Annotated in this window: 21 protein-coding genes; all 21 read right to left on the minus strand. The window is 73.1% G+C overall.

All coding sequences use genetic code 11. The features are described 5' to 3' along the window. Positions 1 to 520 (minus strand): GvpL/GvpF family gas vesicle protein (locus tag AB0D66_RS32220; RefSeq protein ID WP_362310748.1); only part of this gene is annotated, 520 nt, incomplete at its 3' end. Next, the gene (locus AB0D66_RS32225; RefSeq protein WP_362310749.1) at positions 517 to 837 is read right to left on the minus strand and encodes a gas vesicle protein; all 321 of its coding nucleotides are present in this window, start codon (positions 835 to 837) and stop codon (positions 517 to 519) included. The genes AB0D66_RS32220 and AB0D66_RS32225, both read right to left, overlap by 4 nt. Continuing rightward, on the minus strand, positions 834 to 1,937 hold the full coding sequence (locus tag AB0D66_RS32230) for an SRPBCC family protein (RefSeq protein WP_362310750.1): 1,104 nt from the start codon (positions 1,935 to 1,937) through the stop codon (positions 834 to 836). The genes AB0D66_RS32225 and AB0D66_RS32230 overlap by 4 nt, the downstream gene beginning before the upstream one ends. Continuing rightward, the gene (locus AB0D66_RS32235; protein ID WP_362310751.1) at positions 1,930 to 2,514 is read right to left on the minus strand and encodes a DNA primase; all 585 of its coding nucleotides are present in this window, start codon (positions 2,512 to 2,514) and stop codon (positions 1,930 to 1,932) included. The genes AB0D66_RS32230 and AB0D66_RS32235 overlap by 8 nt, the downstream gene beginning before the upstream one ends. An 8-nt stretch (positions 2,515 to 2,522) precedes the next feature. Then, a complete protein-coding gene (locus tag AB0D66_RS32240; RefSeq protein ID WP_362310752.1) occupies positions 2,523 to 2,759 on the minus strand; it encodes a gas vesicle protein GvpG in 237 nt (78 codons plus the stop codon). 5 nt (positions 2,760 to 2,764) lie between these two features. Continuing rightward, a complete protein-coding gene (locus AB0D66_RS32245; RefSeq protein WP_362310753.1) occupies positions 2,765 to 3,484 on the minus strand; it encodes a GvpL/GvpF family gas vesicle protein in 720 nt (239 codons plus the stop codon). Continuing rightward, entirely contained in the window at positions 3,481 to 3,915 is a 435-nt protein-coding gene (locus AB0D66_RS32250) for a gas vesicle structural protein GvpA (protein WP_362310754.1), read from the minus strand. Before AB0D66_RS32250 ends, AB0D66_RS32245 begins: the two co-directional genes overlap by 4 nt. Positions 3,916 to 3,962: 47 nt before the next feature. Beyond that, positions 3,963 to 4,274 carry a gas vesicle protein GvpO gene (gene gvpO, locus AB0D66_RS32255; protein WP_362310755.1) on the minus strand — a complete coding sequence of 104 codons (312 nt, stop codon included), beginning with the start codon at positions 4,272 to 4,274 and terminating at the stop codon, positions 3,963 to 3,965. A 78-nt stretch (positions 4,275 to 4,352) separates the two neighbouring features. After that, positions 4,353 to 4,616 (minus strand): GlsB/YeaQ/YmgE family stress response membrane protein, encoded by a 264-nt coding sequence (locus AB0D66_RS32260; RefSeq protein WP_362310756.1) that lies wholly within the window; start codon positions 4,614 to 4,616, stop codon positions 4,353 to 4,355. A 138-nt stretch (positions 4,617 to 4,754) separates the two neighbouring features. Continuing rightward, positions 4,755 to 5,348 carry a TetR/AcrR family transcriptional regulator gene (locus AB0D66_RS32265; protein ID WP_362310757.1) on the minus strand — a complete coding sequence of 198 codons (594 nt, stop codon included), beginning with the start codon at positions 5,346 to 5,348 and terminating at the stop codon, positions 4,755 to 4,757. Positions 5,349 to 5,425: 77 nt separating this feature from the next. Beyond that, positions 5,426 to 6,301: an NmrA family NAD(P)-binding protein gene (locus AB0D66_RS32270; protein ID WP_362310768.1), complete on the minus strand. Its 876-nt coding sequence runs from the start codon at positions 6,299 to 6,301 to the stop codon at positions 5,426 to 5,428. Between the two features lie 203 nt (positions 6,302 to 6,504). Next, the gene (locus tag AB0D66_RS32275; protein WP_362310758.1) at positions 6,505 to 8,727 is read right to left on the minus strand and encodes a sulfatase-like hydrolase/transferase; all 2,223 of its coding nucleotides are present in this window, start codon (positions 8,725 to 8,727) and stop codon (positions 6,505 to 6,507) included. A gap of 75 nt (positions 8,728 to 8,802) precedes the next feature. Further along, on the minus strand, positions 8,803 to 9,972 hold the full coding sequence (locus tag AB0D66_RS32280) for an LLM class flavin-dependent oxidoreductase (RefSeq protein ID WP_362310759.1): 1,170 nt from the start codon (positions 9,970 to 9,972) through the stop codon (positions 8,803 to 8,805). A 9-nt stretch (positions 9,973 to 9,981) separates the two neighbouring features. Continuing rightward, positions 9,982 to 11,397 carry an NtaA/DmoA family FMN-dependent monooxygenase gene (locus AB0D66_RS32285; RefSeq protein WP_362310760.1) on the minus strand — a complete coding sequence of 472 codons (1,416 nt, stop codon included), beginning with the start codon at positions 11,395 to 11,397 and terminating at the stop codon, positions 9,982 to 9,984. A gap of 23 nt (positions 11,398 to 11,420) precedes the next feature. Continuing rightward, positions 11,421 to 12,668, minus strand: coding sequence for an LLM class flavin-dependent oxidoreductase (locus AB0D66_RS32290; RefSeq protein ID WP_362310761.1), 1,248 nt, complete (start codon positions 12,666 to 12,668; stop codon positions 11,421 to 11,423). A gap of 151 nt (positions 12,669 to 12,819) precedes the next feature. Next, positions 12,820 to 13,632: a GNAT family N-acetyltransferase gene (locus AB0D66_RS32295; RefSeq protein WP_362310762.1), complete on the minus strand. Its 813-nt coding sequence runs from the start codon at positions 13,630 to 13,632 to the stop codon at positions 12,820 to 12,822. A 43-nt stretch (positions 13,633 to 13,675) separates the two neighbouring features. Beyond that, on the minus strand, positions 13,676 to 14,698 hold the full coding sequence (locus AB0D66_RS32300) for a transporter substrate-binding domain-containing protein (protein ID WP_362310763.1): 1,023 nt from the start codon (positions 14,696 to 14,698) through the stop codon (positions 13,676 to 13,678). A 65-nt stretch (positions 14,699 to 14,763) separates the two neighbouring features. After that, on the minus strand, positions 14,764 to 15,546 hold the full coding sequence (locus AB0D66_RS32305) for an amino acid ABC transporter ATP-binding protein (RefSeq protein WP_362310764.1): 783 nt from the start codon (positions 15,544 to 15,546) through the stop codon (positions 14,764 to 14,766). After that, entirely contained in the window at positions 15,543 to 16,496 is a 954-nt protein-coding gene (locus AB0D66_RS32310) for an amino acid ABC transporter permease (protein ID WP_362310765.1), read from the minus strand. Before AB0D66_RS32310 ends, AB0D66_RS32305 begins: the two co-directional genes overlap by 4 nt. 211 nt (positions 16,497 to 16,707) lie before the next feature. Beyond that, positions 16,708 to 17,817, minus strand: a complete 1,110-nt coding sequence (locus tag AB0D66_RS32315; protein ID WP_362310766.1) for an aryl-sulfate sulfotransferase — start codon at positions 17,815 to 17,817, stop codon at positions 16,708 to 16,710. Between the two features lie 26 nt (positions 17,818 to 17,843). Then, positions 17,844 to 18,842 carry an NrtA/SsuA/CpmA family ABC transporter substrate-binding protein gene (locus tag AB0D66_RS32320; RefSeq protein WP_362310767.1) on the minus strand — a complete coding sequence of 333 codons (999 nt, stop codon included), beginning with the start codon at positions 18,840 to 18,842 and terminating at the stop codon, positions 17,844 to 17,846. Positions 18,843 to 18,990: the final 148 nt, after the last annotated feature.

Raw genomic sequence — 18,990 nt, forward strand, 5'->3', positions numbered from 1 at the left:
GGGGGGGGGGGCGTGGGGGGGGGCCGGGGGGGGCCCCCGCGCGGCCGCCGGGGGGCGCGTCCGCGGGGGCCGCCGCGCCGGGCTCGGCCGCAGGGGGGTCGGCGGGCGCGGGCTGGGCGTAGAGCTTGACGCCCCACTCCTCCGCGTCCGTGACCCTCTCCAGGGCCTCGCTGAGGGGCCCGTGCGCCTCGGCCAGCATCCGCCGGACTCCCGGCCGGCCGCGGCAGATGGTCGCCAGCCGGAGGGGAACGGTCGTGGTGCGGCGGCCGACGCGAGCGACCACCTCGTGGTGGGCCCTGGCGATCCGCGCGAGCCAGTCGAGGTCTTCCAGGTGTGCGCGCAGCGGCTGCTCGTCGAAGTCGGCCGCGTCGACGGGCTCGGCGACCGCCGTGAGCCCCTGGTGCTCGACGAGCTCCAGGCCCGTACCCAGAGCGGCCTCGGGCTCGTCGAGCGCCAGGGGCGCGGACGGGGGCGCCGGTGTGCGCAGCACGGTGTAGACGTAGAGCAGGTCTTCGGTCACGGGTGCTCCTCCCGGCGGGCTTCCAGTTCCGCGACGCGGCGGCGCAGTTCCTCGTTCTCCCGGCCGAGTTCGCGGTGGCGGGCCTTGGAGGAGAGGGCGGGGTCCTGCTCCCACCAGTCGATCCCCATCTCCTTGGCCCGGTCGACCGAGGCGACGACCAGGCGGAGTTTGATGGTGAGCAGTTCGATGTCGAGGAGGTTGATGCGGATGTCCCCGGCGATGACCACGCCCTTGTCGAGGACGCGTTCGAGGATGTCGGCGAGGTTGGCGCTGGAGCTGTCCTCGTAGGGCCGGGGCAGGCCGGAGGGCGTCGTCATGCCGACCGCCGGCTTCCCCGGCGGCCGCGCGGCCGGGCGGCTTCCGGCTCGTCCTCGGGCTCCCGGTCGGGCTCGGCTTCCTCGGGATCGGGTTCCCCGTCCCGTTCCGCGTGCTCGTAGTCGGCTTCGGGGCCCTCGGCTTCGTCCTCGTAGTCGACGTCGGGGTCCTCGGCCACACCCTCCTCGTCGTCCTCGTAGCCTTCGTCGTCCTCGAAGGCCTCCTCGCCGTCCTCGCCGCCCTCGAAGGCCTCGTCGCCATCCTCGCCCCGGTAGGCCTCTTCGAGTTCCGCCTCGTCCTCGTCGACGAGTTCGCCGTCGTGGACCTCGCCCCTCCAGCCGTCAGCCTGGCCGCCCTTGAGGGTGAGGAAGCGGGCGTAGTTCCCGAGGTCCAGGCGGACCCGCCGGCCCTGGGCGCGCCAGAGGTTGGCGGTCTTCTCCAGGAGGCCCCGCGGGTGGTACTCGATGGCCAGCAGGACGCGGGTGAGGTCGACGGTGAGCTCGTGGAAGGTGACCACACCGCGGGTCGTGCCCTTGGCGCCCTCTGAGGTCCAGGCGATGCGCTCGTCGGGGACCTGTTCGGTGACGTGGGCCGTCCAGCTGCGGTGGGACCAGAAGATCTTGGCGTTCCAGTCGCTGGTGGTCTCGTCGACCGCCTCGGCGCTGGTGACCCCCTGCGCGAACTCGGGGAAGTCGCGGTAGCGGGTCCATTGGTTGTAGGCGTCCTTGACGGGCACGCCCACGTCCACCGATTCCATGATGAGGGTGGGGCGGCCCCGGCCGGGCCTGCCGCCGCGCCGGGTGAGCCGGTCGCGCACGGCGTGCGCGGCCCTGGCCCCGACCTGCTTCGCGCCGGCTTCGACCACGGCTCGGAGCGGGGCCCGCCCCTTGGCGACCTTGCGGGCGCTGTCGAGGGCCAGCGCCCTCAGGCCGGGGCTGGTGCCGTCGGCCATCGCGGTCAGGTGGGCGGTCGAGCGCCCCATGGCCCGGCCGGCGCCCGCGAGGGCCCGCTCGGCCTGGGCCATGAGGTAGCCCTCCAGTTCCTGCTTGGCCCGGTCGGCGGCCGGGCTGTCCTTGATGCGTGCCAGGGCGGACTCAGGCATCGTCGGCACCGCCCTTGCCGCTGCCGGCGGACCGCTTCGCGGCGCGTCGGGCGGTCGGCTTGCCGGTGCTCCTGGCGCCCGTCCGCGCGGAGCCCTTGGCCGTCGAGGACCCGGTGCGGCGGCTGCCGGTTCCGGCGGAGGCCTGCTTGGCGGGGGCGGCCCGCTTGCGCGCCGGCGGCCGGCCCCCGCCGGCCTCCTCGTCCTCGTCGCCGTCACCGGCGGGCCCGCGCTCGTCGCTGTCGCGGGGCTCCTCCCCGTCGCGGCCGGTCAGCCCGGCGAGGCGGTCCTGCACGTCCAGCGTGCGGTCGTGCAGGCGGTCGGCCACCGCTTCCAGCCGACGGTCGACAATGGCGCTCACGGCCGCCGACCCCACGCCGCGCAGATCCGTGCGCAGTTGCTCGCGTATCTCCTTCAGCTGCGGGTTGTCGCCCAGGCGGCTGCCGAGGAAGGAGGCGAGCGACGCTCCGTCGGGGGCGAGCTTCCGGCCGAGCACCAGCGTCGTCAGGCCGAAGGCCACCTTGGCCTTCTTCGTGCGGCCCAGTACGTAGCCGGCTCCCACGGCCAGTCCCATTGCCATGCGGGGGTTCATTGCGGTGGCATCCTGCTTTCCAGTCGGGCCAGGAGTTCGTCCTCCCGGCGGTCGAACTCGGACTCGTCCATCTCCCCTGCCTCGAAGGCCGCGACGAGCTGTGCGAGCTCGCGCTGGACGACGGCGGGGTCGTAGTACTGCCGCTCCGCTTCCGCGACCACCTGGCGCAGGACCCACGCCGTCCCGCGCACCGGCGCGGCGGGCAGCAGCAGCACCTCCTTCAGCAGGCCCATGGCGGTCAGCCCGCGTCGGCGAAGCTGTAGGGCGGCAGCGGTCCGGTCGCCTGCACCTGGAGGTGTTCGTGCTCCTCGTACAGCCCGCGGACGGCGGCGAGGAAGTCCTCCCGGCGGTTGCGGTCGACGAGGAAGGAGAGGTTGGCGAGCCAGCCCGTGCTCTCGGGGCCCCGGTGCACCGCCTCGGCGAACGGGGCGAGGGTCTCCTCGATCAGCACGGCGTCCGCACGCTCACGCTCCGAGACGGCGCCGGCGACGAGCTGGCCGAACACCAGCTTCTCCTCGTGGCTGCCGCCGCCGGCCGCGCGCATGGCCTGGTGCCGCTCGCGCAGCTGCGGGTTGGCGGCGAGCACGGCGTAGAGGACCGCTTCCTCCTGGTGGTTGGCCTTGACGTTGTACTCGTCCCGGCCGGCCAGGACCTCCAGCCGCTCCAGGTAGGCGTCGTGGTGCTCGGTGAGGATCGCGCCGACCGCGTCGTCGTCGGGTGAGACGCCGCCGAAGCGCATCGGCAGGACGGGGCCGCCCACCTGGGCCTGGATCACCACCCGCTGGTGGGCCAGGAGATCGCGCCGCTTCGCCTTGAGCTCCGTGGGCGCGTCGCTGACCAGGGCGACCAGTTTGCCGGACTTGACGGTGCGGACCGGCAGCGGCGGTTCGCCTATGCCGTCGATGGTGTCGGGCAGCTCGCGCGAGGCCCTGGTGATGCCGTAGACGTAGGTGCTCATTCCTTCTCCTCCCGCCGGGTGGTGGTGCTGCGCCGGCGCGGCCGGCTCTCGGTCTTCTCCTCCGAGCCCTCGTCACGGGCCTGGCTGAACGCGTCGGAGATGGTCTGGGCGGCACCGCTGAGGGCGCCCTTGGTCTTGCCCCGGGCCCCGGACTCGGTCATCTCGCCGACGAGGTCGGGCAGGCCCGGGCTCTTGCGCGGTCCGGCTTCGAGGTCGAGGCGGTTGCAGGCCTCGGCGAAGCGCAGGTAGGTGTCCACGCTGGCCACGACCACGCGTATGTCGATCTTGAGGATCTCGATGCCGACCAGCGACACCCGTACGAACGCGTCGATGACCAGGCCCCGGTCCAGGACGAGTTCGAGTACGTCGTACAGGCCGCTGGAACCACCGCCGGAGGCGGCGGGTGCGGGCTGGGCAGGAACGACAGTCATTGCTCTGGTTCCCCTTCTCTTCGGGACAGGGCCGGGAGCTGCCGCTTTCAGCGGCGGTCCGCACGGCCCCTTTCGTAGCGGCGGGTGCGCCGGTATCCGATGAGCTCGCCGTCGGCGTCGACTTCGACGTCGTACGAGGCGAGCAGCGTCATCGTGTCCGGGACGCGCGGCAGTTCGACGATTTCGACCGAGAGTTTCCACGTGCCGTCGTCGGCGCGCTCACACGAGCTGACGGCTTCCGTCGGCAGGCCCAGCAGCTCGGAGAGCTGCTGCTTCGCCGAGAGGATCACCGCTGCCGGGCTCGGGGGCTTTCCCCCGTCCGCCTTCTTCTGAGTCTCGTTTTCAGATGTGTTGGCCATGACTTCCTCCTGCCGCGTATGACCATCCGCCCCGACCTCAAACTGGTGAGGATGCGACGCGCGACGGTTTTCTCGTCTTCAGCGGAACCCCTTGGCGCGGGACAGGGCCCACACGCCCGCGGCGGCCAGGGCGATCTGCGCCAGCCACTCGGCCCAGTCGACGCCGCGCGTGTCCGCGACCCCCAGGACGCCCGCGAGGGCGGTCCCGGCCAGGGCGGCGGCGATTCCCACGGTGAGGGTCCACAGCACGCCGATGTGCTGTCTGCCCGGCACCGCCAGGCGGCCCAGCACGCCGATGGCCACTCCGATGAGCACGGCGCTGAGGATGCTTGAGATGTGCACGGCGATGCCTCCGGCCGGCAAGGGGAGCGGACACGACCACCCGCACATGCCCGCATCCCGCTCCCCCACGCAGCAGGGGGTGTGCCGTGGCCCACGCCCGGCCGCGGGACGTTCTCGGCCGCCTCGCGGCCGGCCGGCTCACCCGGCGCCGAGGACGCTCTCGACGTACGCCGCGAGCGAGGACCGCAGGCGGTCGGGCTCCATCCCCTGGTCGTCGACCAGATGGGCCACCAGGTCGGCGCGGAGGGCGGCCAGCAGTGCGTGCGCGGTGAAGTCCGCGTCGGCGACCCCGGGCATCCGGGCGAGTTCCGTGCGGAGCATGTCGTGCCACCAGCCGTAGTGCTCGGCCCGGTAGGGGCTGCTGAGCCCGGCGTGCTCCGCGGCCGACATCAGGTTCCGGTTCTCGATCTTGAAGCGCAGCGAGGTGTCGAGGAGCTCCAGCACCCGCTGCCGCGGTGGGGACCCGGCCGCCTCCTGCGCCTCCCGCACGGCGTGCCGAAGGGGTTCGAGGCGGGAGGCGATCACGGCCGAGATCAGGCCGGCGCGGTCGCCGAAGCGACGGAAGAGCGTGCCCTTGCCCACGCCCGCGGCCGCGGCGATCTCGTCCATCGACACGCTCTGGGGGCTGCTGCTGGCGGCGAAGAGCGCGTCGGCCGCGGCCAGGACGGCCTCTCGGTTGCGCAGGGCGTCCGCGCGTTCCACGCGTTCCGTGCGTTCCGTGCGCTGAGCCACAGGTCCTCCTTGGCGGCCTCGGGCCGTCCCTTGCGGAACGGGCTGGTGACGACATGCGCTGCCACCCTACGCACGGTTCACGACAGCTCTCGTTCGACGAACGCGCGGAAGGTGGACGGGGGGCGCCCGGTGAGCCGCTGGACGGTGTCCGAGGTGCGGTCCTCGGCCCCGCCGGCGATGGCGCGGTCCATGCCGGCGAGCATGGTGGCGAACTCCAGCGGGATCTCGGCGGCCCAGCGGTCGCGCAGTTCGTCGAACGTCAGGTGCCGGTGTACGACGGTCCGGCCGGTGACCTCGGTCATGATCGCGGCGACCTCGTCATGGCTCAGCGCCTGCGGACCGGTGAGGATCAGGTCGGTGTCGGGGGCCTGTGCGTCGGTCAGCGCCCGTACGGCGACCGCGGCGATGTCCCGCGCGTCGACGAACCCGACGCGGCCGTCGCCCGCGGCCGTCCGGATGGTGCCGTCTTCACGGATGCTGCGGGCGTGCGGGGCGGTTCCGGTGAAGTTCTGCATGAACCAGGAGGGCCGCAGCACCGCCCACTGCTCGAACAGGCCGGGCAGGGCCTGGTGGACCTGCCCCACCGCCGGGCCCCCCGCGGGGATCGCCGACGAGCTCAGCAGGACCGCCCGCAGCACGCCCGCCGTACGGGCCTGGTGGAGGAAGGGCAGGATGACGGCGGCCGGGTCGGAGGAGCCGATGGGCGGGACCAGGTAGGCCCGGTCGACGCCGTCCAGGGCCGGACCCCAGGTCGCGGGCTCGTTCCAGTCGAAGCGGACGGCTTGCGCGCCCCCGACCGGGGTGGCGGTGCGACCGCCCGCCTTGACGCGGCGGCCTTCGGCGAGGAGGCCCGCGGTGACCCGGCGGCCGGTGGTGCCGGTGGCTCCGATGACCAGGGTGGCGCGGTCGGACGGGACTTCGGCGGCGGGTGACGAGGCAGCCGCGCGGGGCATGGGGATGGTCATGTTCGAGGCTTCCGTTCTGGCCAAGGCGTGGCGGTTTCCGCCCCGTTGCGCTCGGCCGACCCAAAGCGGACCGGCGGTCCGCATCGCCGAAGCATACGGACCGCCAGTCCGCTTCGCAACGGAGGCCGCCCCGGGCCGTCCCGGGCCGGGCCGGCCGCCCCCGATCCGGCCACCGCCTCAGGCGCTCCCGCTCAGCGCACCGTCACCCGGGCGAGGGCCCACGAGGTGTGGTCGAAGGCCGTACTGGCGTTGGCGTCCTCGACGACCAGGTGCAGCAGCTTCACCCCGCGTACGTCGAGGTCCACCGGCACGGGGCCGCCCGCCCCGGTCAGCTTGCCCGTGGTGAACAGCACCTTGCCGTCGCCCCGCACCGAGGCCTTCGTCGCGCCGGTTGCGGACTGGTCCGTCGAGAAGTCGTCCATGCCGACGAGTGCGGTGAAGCGGTCGGCCGAGCCGCCGAGGTGGTAGACGATCTCGGAGGGGGCGTGGACTCCGAGGCCCTTGGGGTACGTCACCCCGCCGAAGGAGATCGGCGTGCCGTCCCCCGCTTCCTTGCGCCCGTTGGACCGGTCGCGTTCCACCGGGCCCCAGCCGTTGGCGGCCGACACCCACGCGAGGTCGCTCAGGTAGGCGTCGGCGGTCGGCGCCGGCGGCACCGTGACGATCCGTTCCGTGGCGGAGTAGCGGACCGGTCCGCTCGTCGCCTCGGCGGTGCCGGAGACGGTCAGCGGCCAGCGCGTGCCGGGGGCGGCCGTCGCGGGCGGGGTGACGCGCCAGGTGACGGCCAGTGCGGCGCCTGCGGGCAGCGGGTCCCGCCCGGCCGGGGTGGTGGCTTGGACCTGCCAGCCCGCCGGGGCCTGCAGCGCGAGGAGCGCGCGGCCCCAGGGCCGGCCCGACCCGTTGGCCAGGGTCCCGGTGACCGTGAAGGGCTGTCCGGGCAGGGCCGGGTCCTGGACCTGCGCGCGGACGCCGAAGGGCTTGCGGACGTAGGCGTCCGCCCACGAGGAGCGCATCAGCGCGACCAGGCCGGTCACCACGGACGGGTTGGCGTCGGCGACATTGCGCTGTTCACCGAGGTCGGAGGCGAGGTCGTACAGCTCGACCTGCCACTGGGCGTCCGGGAGGGCGTGGTCCCTGACGGGAGCGAACCGCACGGCCTTCCAGCGGTCCTTGCGGACGGCCTCGGCGAGCCAGGTGGCGCGGCCGCCGTCCTGGGTGTTGGCGCGGCTGGTGACGCCGCGTTCGTCCCGGTACCAGTACAGGTGGTTGTGGCGGGCGGCGGGCGCGCTTGCGGCCAGCAGCGGCGCCGCCGACAGTCCGTCGATGTCCGTGGGTGCGGGTGCGCCGCCGAGTTCGGCCAGGGTGGGCAGCACATCGGTGAGCGGGGTGGGGCGGTCGCTGGTGCCCGCGCCGATCCGGCCCGGGGACCAGGCGATCAGCGGGACGCGGATGCCGCCCTCGTACAGGTTGCGCTTGTAGCCGCGCAGCGGGCCGTTCGCGTCGAACAGGTCGGGATTGACCCCGCCTTCTTCGTGCGGGCCGTTGTCGCTGGTGACGAGGACGACGGTGTTCTCGGCGATGCCGAGCGCGCGCAGCCGGTCGGTGACCTTCCCGACGAGCGTGTCGAAGGAGGTGATCTGGGCGGCGTGGCCCTTGTTCTGCTGGGTCCAGGTGCGGGAGGCGTACGCGCCGACGTCGGGGATGTCGCTCGGTGCGTGCGGCACGGTCGGTGTGAGGAACAGCAGGAAGGGCTCGGCGGCGTGGGCGCCGATGAAGTCCAGTGCGCGCTGCTCGATGAGCTGGGGTGCGTAAGCGCCCTTCGCGCCGTTCGCGTTGGCGGCGATGGCCTCCTTGGCGCCGTTGTGCCACAGGTACTGCGGGTAGTACTCGTGGGCGTGCCCGTGGTCGATGTAGCCGTAGAACTCCTCGAAGCCACGGGCGTTGGGGTGGCTCGGCTGGTCGCCCTCCTCCGGCCCGAAGCCCCATTTGCCGATCACGGCGGTCCGGTAGCCGCGGGCGCGCAGCACTTCGGCGAAGGTGGTGTCACCGGCCTTCAGCGCGCCGGGGGCGCCGTTGGGGTTGGCCCGGACGGCGGAGTGGCCGGTGTGCAGACCGGTCAGCAGCGAGCAGCGGGACGGGGCGCAGACCGCGGCCGTCGAGTAGGCGTCGGTGAACCTGAGCCCCTCGGCGGCGAGCCGGTCGATCCGCGGCGTGGTGATCAGCTTCTGGCCGTACGCGCCGAGGTCTCCGTAGCCCAGGTCGTCGGCGAGGATCACGACGAGGTTGGGGCTCGCCTCGGCGGCGGTCTCGGCCCGGGGCTCGTCGGCCGCCGCCCGGGCCTCCGGTGCGGCGGGGAGCGCGGTGAGGCCGACGGCGGCCGCGGACCCGGCGAGGAAGTGGCGGCGGGTGGGCATCAGGGGGCTCCTCGGCTCTCGCGGATGGGGTTCGATCATGCGGAGAGCACCGCCCTGATGGCCATGCACATGGCATTAAAAGCGTGTGACGTCAGCCGTCCCCCCGCCTGGGCGACGCTGCCACTCCTCGGCCAGCAGGCGGTAGGAGCGGACCCGGTCGGCGTGGGCGTGCGTGATGGTGGTGATCAGCAACTCGTCCGCCCCCGTGGCCTCTTGGAGCCGCTCCAGGTGATCGGCGACGGTCCTGGGCGAGCCGACGAACTGGGTCTCCACCCGGTCGGCGACCAGTACCCGCTCCGCCTCGGTCCAGGGCAGGGCGCGCGCTTCGGCGGGCGTGGGATAGGGGATGGCGCCCTCGGCGGTTCGGATGCTGCGCACCCAGGGCGCGTATCCGGCGGCCAGTTCACGGGCGGTCGCGTCGTCCTCGGCGACGACGACGTCGGCGGACACCGTCACATACGGCCGGTCCAGTTCGGCGGACGGCTTGAACGCGGCCCGGTAGCCCTCCGCCGCCTCCCGTACCGAAGCGGGGCTGACGTGGTAGTTCGCGGCGAACCGCAGCCCGTTGCGGCCGGCGGTCTCCGCGCTGACGCCACCGCTGCTGCCCAGGATCCACACCTGTACGTCGGCCCCCTCGCCCGGGACGGCATGTGCCTCCACGCCCTCCGGGGAGCGGTACTCGCCCCGCAGCAGCGCGAGGACGTCGTCGACCTGCTCGGCGTAGTCCTGCGGCTGGGCACCGGGCAGGTTCAGCAGCCGCTGCTGGAGTGCGATCCGCGGATGGCCCAGCAGGTGCTCGAAGGAGAACCGGGCCGGGATGCGCAGCCCGTTGGAGGTGTGGCCGTCCACGACCGGAGTGGCGGGCGCGGCGGCCACGGCGGGCCCGGCGGGGCGCGGTTGCGGCCGGCCGGCCGAGCGGCCCAGCCCCAGGTCCAGGCGTCCCGGGTGCAGCGCGTCGATCAGGCCGAACTCCTCGACCGTGGACAGCGCGGTGCGGTGCCCGAGCTGTACGGCGCCGGAACCGAGCCGGATGGTCGAGGTCGCGGAGGCGGTCAGGGCGAGGACGACCGCCGGGGAGGTCCCGGCGACCCCCGGGTTGAGGTGGTGCTCGGCGAACCAGTAGCGGGCGTAGCCGAAGGCCTCCGTCTGCCGGGCGAGGTCGATGCTGTGGTGCAGGGCCTCGGCGGCGGTGGATCCGGACGGGACCGGGACGAGGTCGAGGACCCCGAGGGGGATGCCGGACATGCGGGCTCCTTACAGGCCGGGGAAGGCGGGATCGGGGGTCTCGCGGGGCGCCGCCGGGCCGGTCGGCGGCCGGACGGGGCCGGGCACGGAGATCCCGAGGTGGTCGCGCAGGGTCGTGCCCTCGTACTCGCCGCGGAAGACTCCGCGCTCCTGGAGCAGCGGGACGACGGAGTCCGCGAAGCCGTCCAGGCCGCCCGGCGTGATGTGGGGGACGAGGATGAACCCGTCGGCCGCGTCCGCCTGCACCAGGTCGTCGATCGACCCGGCGACCGTGGCGGCGGAGCCGACGAACGTCTGGCGGGAGGTGGTCGCGATGACGAGCTCGCGGATCGACAGCTTCTCGGCCTCGGCGAGCTCGCGCCACTGCCGGGCGGTTTCGAGCGGGTCGCGGAACTGTCGGACGCTCGCCCGGCCCAGGGCGATGGTGTTCTCCCCGACCACCGGGTCCACGGCGGGCAGCGGGCCGTCCGGGTCGTAGCCGGACAGGTCGCGGTTCCAGACGTGCTCCAGGTACGTGATCGCGGTCTGTCCGCTGACCTGGAGCCGGCGGACCTCGTGCGCGATCTCGTGCGCCTCGGCGTCGGTGTCGCCGAGGACGAAGGTGGCCGCGGGCAGGATCTTCAACTGGTCCGGAGACCGGCCGTACTTGGACAGGCGGCCCTTGACGTCGGCGTAGAACGCCCGTCCCTCGTCGAGCGTCCCGTACCGGCCGAAGATCGCGTCGGCGCCGACGGCGGCGAACTCGCGGCCCTCGTCGGAGTCGCCCGCCTGGAAGACCACGGGCCGGCCCTGCGGGCTGCGCGGTACGTCGAAGTGCCCCTCGATGTCGAAGTGACGCCCCTGATGGGCGAAGGCCCCCGCCCGCGCGTTGCGCAGGAACACGCCCGACACGGGGTCGGCGAGGAGCTCGGACCCGTCCCACGAGTCGAACAGCTCCGTGGCGGTGGCCAGGAACTCCTTCGCTCGGGAGTAGCGGTCCTCGCGCGGGAGGAACCCGCCGCGCCGGAAGTTCTCTCCGGTGAAGGCGTCCCAGGAGGTGACGACGTTCCAGGCGGCCCGGCCCTCGGAGAGGTGGTCCAGCGAGGCGAACTGGCGGGCCACCTCGTAGGGCTCGTTGAAGGTGGAGTTGATCGTCCCGGTCAGCCCGAGGCGCTCGGTGACGGCCGCCAGGGCGGCGAGCACCGTGAAGGTGTCGGGGCGGCCCACGACGTCCAAGTCGTAGATGTGACCGCCCTGTTCACGCAGCCGCAGCCCCTCGGCAAGGAAGAGGAAGTCGAACTTGGCGCGTTCGGCGGTCCGTGCGAAGTGGACGAACGAGTCGAAGTCGATGTGGCTGCCCGCCGCCGGGTCGCTCCACACCGTGGTGTTGTTGACCCCGGGGAAGTGGGCCGCGAGGTGGATCTGCTTGAGCGGCTTGCTGCTCATGGTGGTTCCTTCCGGGTCCGGGATCAGGCGGCGCAGTGCCCGGCGGGGCGGGCGGCGTAGCGGCCGGCCGGGCGCTCCAGGCCCAGCAGTCCGCGCAGCGTGTCCGCCTCGTACGCGCGGCGGAAGACCCCTCGCCGCTGGAGCTCCGGCACCAGCCCCCGGGTGATCGCGGGCAGGTCGTGGGCGAGCACGGCCGGCCTCAGCCGGAAGCCGGACAGGCCGGCCGTCCGCCAGTCCTGGAGCAGGTCCGCCAGCTGGGCGGGGGTCCCGGTGAAGACCGCCGCGTCACTGCCGTACGGGGCGCCCGCGAGCGCGTCGAGGCGCTCCTTGCGCGCGCCGGCCGCCTGGGCGTCCTCGTCCAGGTACACGGTGAGGTCCGCGAAGAGGTGCAGCGGCTGGGCGCAGAGCCCGGCGGATTCGCGGGCCCGGCGGATCCGTTCGACCGCGGTGCGGGCTCCCTCGGCGTCGCGCACCACGAGGTGACCGACGTCCGTGGACCGGGCGATGAGGCCGTACGCCGCGCTGTCGTCGCCGCCGGGACCGGCGGCGCCCAACGCGGTGACCACGGGCTGCCCCTGCGGCGGGCGCGGGGTGATCGACGGCCCCCTGACGCTGAAGTGGGGGCCCTCGAAGTCGATGTAGTGCAGCTTGTCGCGGTCGACGAACCGGCCCGTGGCCACGTCCCGGATCTCCGCGTCGTCGTCCCAGCTGTCCCACAGCCGCCGGATCACCTCGACGTGGTCGGCTGCCTCCTCATGGGCCTCCGCGTCCGGGAGGGGGACGGCCCGCCGTCCGAAGTGCCGTGCTTCGTGAGCGAGTTGCGACACCTGGATGCGCAGGCCCGCCCGGCCGCGGCTGACATGGTCCAGGGTGGCGATCGCCTTGGAGATGTGGAAGGGCTCGGTGTGCGTGGCGGTCACGGCCGGGACCAGTCCGATGTGCCGGGTCAGCGGTGCGACGCGGGCCGCGGTCAGTACCGCGTCCAGCCGCCCGCGGACCCGGTCCGTGCGCCCGTCGGGCCCTTCCGGCGAGGACGACTGCACGGAGAAGGCGTCCTCGAAGGTGACGAAGTCGAGCAGTCCGGCTTCGGCCTCGGCCACGGCACCGGCCCAGTGGCGGGCCGTGAAGAGCTCACCCGGCCGGGCACCGGGCTCGCGCCAGGCGGCAGGATGCCAGCCCGCGCCGTCGAGGGCGACGGCGAGGTGCAGCCGCCCGGAAGGCTCCGATGCGAATGCGGCGGGATACGGGGATGCGGAAGGGGATGCGGACATGTCGAATTACGCCTTCCTGATCGGCCGTGCGAATGCGGAGGCCGATGCGCGTCGCTCATGTGAGGGCGTACGAAAGGGCGGGGAAGAGCCCGTCGCCACTAACCCTTCGAAACGCTACGCCCGATAGCGGTGCCATACAATGACCGAAATATTAAGAGCAGTTGGCAGCGGTATTGCCGGGTGCGCGGACCGCCGTGAAGGACGGGCGGAAGCGCAGGGTGAACCCGATCGACTCGTACAGCCGGATCGCCGTCGTGTTGCTCGCGGCGGCGTGGAGGAACGGGACGTCGCCGCGCTCCCGGATGCCCGCGGCGACGGCGCGCACCAGCCTCGTCGCCAGGCCCCGGCCCTGGTGGTCGGGATGGGTGCACACCGCGCTGATCTCGGTCCAGCCCGGCGGGCGCAGCCGCTCCCCCGCCATGGCGATCAGCCGGCCCCGGTGCCGGATGCCGAGGTAGGTGCCCAGCTCGACGGTGCGGGGCAGGAACGGGCCGGGTCGGGTGAGCTCGATCAGACCGAGGATCTCCGGTACGTCGGCGGGGCCGAGCCTGACCGCCTCGGGGGCGGGTTCGGCGCGCAGCGAGGTGTCGACCAGCTGGACGCCGGGGATGGACGCGACGGTCTGCCACCCGTCGGGCGGGGCCGGCACCCCGGCGAGCGCGGCGGTCCCGCCGTCGCCGACCAGCCTGCGCAGGTCGGCCCACGCGTCCGGGTCGGCCGGGTCCGCGAGGGCGGCGAACGGCGAGACGTCCGACGGGTAGCGGGCGGCACGGGAGGAGGCGGCGGGGGCGGTGCCGGTTCGGGCCGCCCGCTCGGCGAGGGCGGCGTGAGCGCCGGACAGCGAGGCCCAGGCGGGGTTGTCGAGGACGTGCGGGGACGGCGCGGGGCCGAGGCGCGCGCCGGCACCGGCGGTCGTACTCGCACTCGTGCTCGTGCTCGTGCCGGCAGCGGTGTTCGTGCTCATGGGGCGGGCTCTCCGTCCGTGGCGCGGCCCGGGGGCCGGGGGTTCAGGAGTTGGTCACCGGCAGGCCCGGCGGGTCGACCTCCGAGGTGGTGACGGCCTCGTTGGACAGGTTCCAGGCGGCGAGCAGCTGCGCGTACTGGCCGTTCTTGATCAGATGGTTGATCGTCTCCGCCACCGGCTTGGCGAGCCCGCTGTCCTTCTTCGCGGTCGCCGCGATCAGCCCCTGGAGCGACTCGCCCGCGCCCGAGAAGGAGCCGGCGTTGCGGGTGGGTGCGTTGCCGCTCGCGGTCTGGGTGACGTGGTAGGCGATGGACGGGTTCGGTCCGAAGCTGAGGTCGATCTTCCTCCCGCTCAGGGCCAGGTAGGTGCTGTTGGCGTCGGGGAAGTACTTGACGGCGATGTCCTTGCCCTCGGCCCGGAGCTTCTTCTGCCACTCCAGCAGGATCTTCTCCTGGTTGGTGCCCGAGCTGACCGCGACCGTCTTCCCCGCGAGGTTGCGGTAGTCGCCGCCGAAGTTCCACGGGTCGTCCTTCAGCGCCTCGAAGGCCAGGTCGTCCTGCCGGTAGGAGGCGAACTCGTACTTCTTCTTGCGCTCCTCCGTGACCGTGACGTTCGTGAAGGCCACGTCCACCTTGCCGCTGTCGATGCCGACGAAGAGGTTCTCCCAGGTGGAGTTCTTCACCACCGGTCTGAGCCCGAGCGCGGCGGCCACCAGCCGGCCGAGGTCCGGCTCGGCGCCGGTCAGCGTCTTCTGGTCGGTGCCGAGGTACGCCAGCGGCGGGAAGCCGGCGGGCAGCGCGCCCACGCCGATGACGAGCTCACCGCGTTCGCGTACGGCGGCCGGCAGCTGCGCCCGCAGGGCCTCCACGGCGGGGACGGTCAGCTCGGTCTGTCGGGCGGCGCCGTTGGACACGGCGCCGACGGTCACCGCGTCCCCGCCCGCTCCGGTCCCGGCCGCCCCCGCGTCGCCGCCGCACGCGCTGACGCCGGAGGCGAGCGCCGCGGTGGCGGTGGCGGCGGCCAGGCCGCGGAGGAATCTGGTGCGCGGGGGGCGTCGGCGTCGCATGGTGTTCCTCTTTCGGTCGGGACGGGCTGGTGGGGCGGTGGGGCGGGTAGGGCGCGTGGGCCGGATCAGAGCACCTTGCTCAGGAACTCCCGGGTCCGGGGATGGGCGGGCCGGTCCAGCACCTGCCCGGGCGGGCCCTGTTCGACGACGCGGCCGCCGTCGAGGAAGACGACCTCGTCGGCGACCTCGCGGGCGAAGCCGATCTCGTGCGTGACGATGACCAGCGTGGTGCCGCCGGTGGCCAGGTCCTTGATCACGGACAGCACCTCGCCGACGAGTTCGGGGTCCAGCGCGGAGGTGGGTTCGTCGAAGAGGATGACCCCGGGCCGCAGCGCGAGGGCGCGGGCGATGGCCACGCGCTGCTGCTGGCCGCCGGAGAGCTGTCGCGGGTAGGCGCCGGTGCGGTCGCCGAGCCCGACGCGCTCCAGGAGTTCGCGCGCCGCGGCCCGGGCCTGCGGGCGCGGCAGCCTGCCGGTGGCGACCGGGGCGGCGGCGACGTTGTCCAGCACGGTCAGGTGCGGGAAGAGGTTGAAGTTCTGGAAGACGAAGCCGATCCGGCCGCGCTGGGCGAGGATCGCCCGCTCGCTCAGCTCCTTCAGCCGCCCGCCGTGCCGCTGTACGCCGATCAGCTCGCCGCCCACGCTGACATGGCCGGACCCGGGCTTCTCCAGGTGGTTGATGACCCGCAGCAGGGTGGACTTGCCGGAGCCGGAGGGTCCCAGGACCGCGGTGACGGTGCCCGGCCGCAGCGTCAGGCTCACCCCGTCCAGGACCTGCTGCCGGCCGTACCACTTGTGCACGTCGTGGACCTCGATCGCGGCGGCCCGCGTACGGGTGTCAGTGGTCATCGCGCCGTCTCCTTCCGGAAGCGGTCCCGCAGATCGCGCAGGCCCGTCCGGACCCGCTGCAGGGGGGTGGGCGGTACGGTGCGCAGCGCGCCGCGCGCGTAGTACCGCTCGACGTGGAACTGGACGACCGACAGGACGCTGGTGAGGACCACGTACCAGAAGGTGGCCACCAGCAGCAGCGGCACCACGTCGCCGGAGTAGGTGCTGCCGAGGCTCTGGACCGTGCCGAACAGGTCGAGCAGCGATACGTAGAAGACCAGCGAGGTGGCCTTGACCAGCCCGACCAGCTGGTTGACGTAGGCGGGGACGATGGAGCGCAGCGCCTGGGGGAAGACGATCCGGGCGAACTGGTAGCGCTTGGGCAGTCCCAGTGCGGCCGCTGCCTCGTGCTGGCCCTGGTCGACGGAGAGCAGTCCGGCCCGGACCACCTCGGCCGCGTACGCCGCTTCGCACAGGCTGAGTCCGACGACTGCCACGACGATGTCGGTGGCCGGCCGCGATTCGTCGAAGGTGAAGAAGGCCGGCCCGAAGGGCACGCCGATGCTCAGGGTGGGGTAGAGGGCGCTGAGGTTGTAGAGGAAGAGCAGGACCACGATCAGCGGCACGGAGCGCAGCAGCCAGATGTACGTCCAGCTCACCGACCGCAGTACGGGGTTGGCGGAGAGCCTGCCGAGGGCGAGCAGGATGCCGCCCGCGAGGCCCAGGACCGCGCTGTACGCGGCCACCCGGAGGGTGATGAGCAGGCCCTCGAGGATGACCGGGCGGACGAACCAGTACGCGAACCGGTCCCACTGGTAGAAGGGGTTGGCCAGCAGTCCGTGGGCGGCCTGGGAGACCAGCACCAGCACGATGGCGGTGGCGATCCACCGCCCGGGCCGGCGGAGCGGGAGGACCCGTTCCGCCGGCGCGGGCGGCTTCGGCGGCGCGGTGAGGACGAGCGATTCGGTCACGGGCACTCCAGCGGCATTCGATGAAATCGAAGAATCGAAAAGCAGCCGTCATGCCGGAAAGAGGAGGCCGCCGATGTCGTTATCTGCGGCGTAAGCTAGGCAGCCCGGAGAAGGGCTGTCAACGGTCCCGATATCGATATCCGCGGAAGCGTGCGGCAATTTCATCCGCCGTACACACAACGCCTTCCGGTGAAATGAACCGGACCGTCGTTCACAGCCAGGGAAGCTGGTCGGCGGAGTACCGGTAGGCGCGGAAGACCGAGTTCTGGGCGCCGGCCGAGGACTCCAGGCCCACTCCCTCGCCGAAGGACCGGAACTGCGGGACCACGAACTCCCAGACCACGTCCCCGCCCGGGGTCACCTCGAAGAGCCGCCCGAAGGAGCCCTCGGCGATGAAGGTGTTGCCGTTGGGAAGCCGCTGCGCGCTGGACATGTAGGGGCTGTAGAAGTTCTGCGGCGGGTTGTCCTCGTACGACCACACCTGCCGGCCCGTGCGCGGGTCGAGCTCCAGCACCCGCGAGTACGGGACGGACGTGGTGTCGCGGTAGGTGCCGTTGTCGAAGACGAGGATGTTGCCGTCCGCCAGCTCGTGCGGATGGTGCTGCTGCGCCAGGACGTCGGGGCCGATGTGCCAGAGCACGGACCCGTCGGCGCGGTCCACGGCCACGGTGGAGGAGGCGCTGCGGAAGCCCAGGACGATCGAGCCGTCGGCGCGTTCGTTGACGGTGTTGGCCATGGGCCAGTGCTCGCGGGCGAAGTGCGGGTCGAGCGGGAACTCCTCGGGGTCGAGGTGGTCGATGGCGGCCCAGCGCCACACCTCCTCGCCCTCCCAGGTCAGCTCGTACACCACGTCCCCGTAGATCACCCCGCCCGGCGCTTCGGAGCCGGGGATGCCGCCCCGGATCCGGGCGGCGTCGGCCGGGTCGAGGGGTTCGACGACGGTGACGATGAGGTTCCCGTTGCGCAGCAGCGAGGCGTCGTGGTGGTGGAAGGGGTGCCTGGCCTCGCGGATCACCGTGGAGTCGGGGGCCAGTTCCTGGAAGATGCCGCCGTGGTAGACGTCCCAGATGGGGAAGAGGGTCGGGCTGCTGGTGTCCTTGGCGGCGTAGAAGAGGTTCCCGTTCGGCAGGAGCTGGGCCTGGCGGCCGGGCGGGTGCGGGGAGTTCCAGGTGTGGGCGGGCCGGCCCCCGATGTCGACGAGGTGGATCTCGCCGGCACTGGTGATGGGCGTGTAGAGGGTGTAGCCGCCGTAGCTGCGGTCGGGGTCATGGGCGATCAGGCCGACGCCGCGGCGGCGCAGGGTGTTCTGGTCGACGGTCATGGGGGTCTCCTGTGTCAGGTGGTGGCTCATCGGAGGGTGACGGCGGCCGGGTCGACGGCCGTCAGGGGGGCGGGGTGCAGGTGCCGCAGCAGCGCCGTGCGGTCGGCGGAGCCCGGAAGGCCCTGGGCGGCCTTGGCCCAGCCGGCCTCCTGCTCCAACTGGGTGAGCAGCTCGGGCGAGAGGGTCGCGCCGTAGTCGTAGCGGGGCTGGAAGGTGTCCACGTATCCGGCCTGGAGAGCGCCCTTCGACTGGGCGAGTACGGCCTTTCGCGCGGCGGCCGGGTCGGCGGCGATCTCGCGCTGGGCCTTCAGCAGCGCCCGGAGCACGGCCGTGGCGGTCTCCTCGGTCGCCTTGGGACCGGCGACGAGCAGGGTCCGGGCCGTGTAGCCGGTGAAGGGGAGTTCGGCGTAGCGGTCGCCGAGGGTGGTGCGGGCGGCGTCGTAGAAGCTGGGGAAGGTGACCCCGGCGTCGACGTCGCCCCGGGCCAGCGCCGAAGTCACCTGGTTCGGGGCGAGGTTCACCACCGTCACGTCCGCGGCGGTCAGCTGCGCGGAGGCGAGCATCCGGGACAGGGCGTACTCGACGTTCGTCCCCTGCGGGACCGCGACCTTGCGGCCCTTGAGGGCGGCGAAGCCGTTGATCTGCCGGTCGGTGCGGGTCAGCAGGCGCCAGTCGGAGAACCGGGACAGGTCGGCGACGATCCGCACCTCGCGCCCGCCGAGTGCGGCCGTGACCGCGGGCAGGTCGCCGACGACGCCGAGCTGTGCCTGACCGCCGAGCACGGCGTTCAGCGCGTCCCGCCCGCTGGGCTGGGTGGTCACGGTGGCGTCGATGCCCTCGGCGGACCACAGCCCGCGCTCCTGGGCCAGGTAGACGGGCGCACCGCCGAGGTGGTCGCTCGCGGCGAGGGATACGGGGGCGCCGGAGCGGCCGCCCACGGGGCCGGAGCCGCCGGCGCAGGCCGAGGTGAGCGCGCAGAGCAGGGCCGCCGTCAACAGGGCGGCCACGGCGCGGGGTCTGAGCATGGGCGAAGTCCTTCCGGGACGGGGGGTGGGAGCGGGGCGGGGGCCGGGGGAGGGGTCGGTGGGCTTCAGTCGGAGCCGAGGTGGCGTGCGATCAGGGAGCGCAGGTCCGGGTCGGGCGGTCCGGCGGGCACGGGGTGGTCGGCCAGCA

The organism is Streptomyces sp. NPDC048270 (genome assembly GCF_040652335.1).
In the GTDB taxonomy this organism is placed as follows: Bacteria; Actinomycetota; Actinomycetes; order Streptomycetales; family Streptomycetaceae; genus Streptomyces.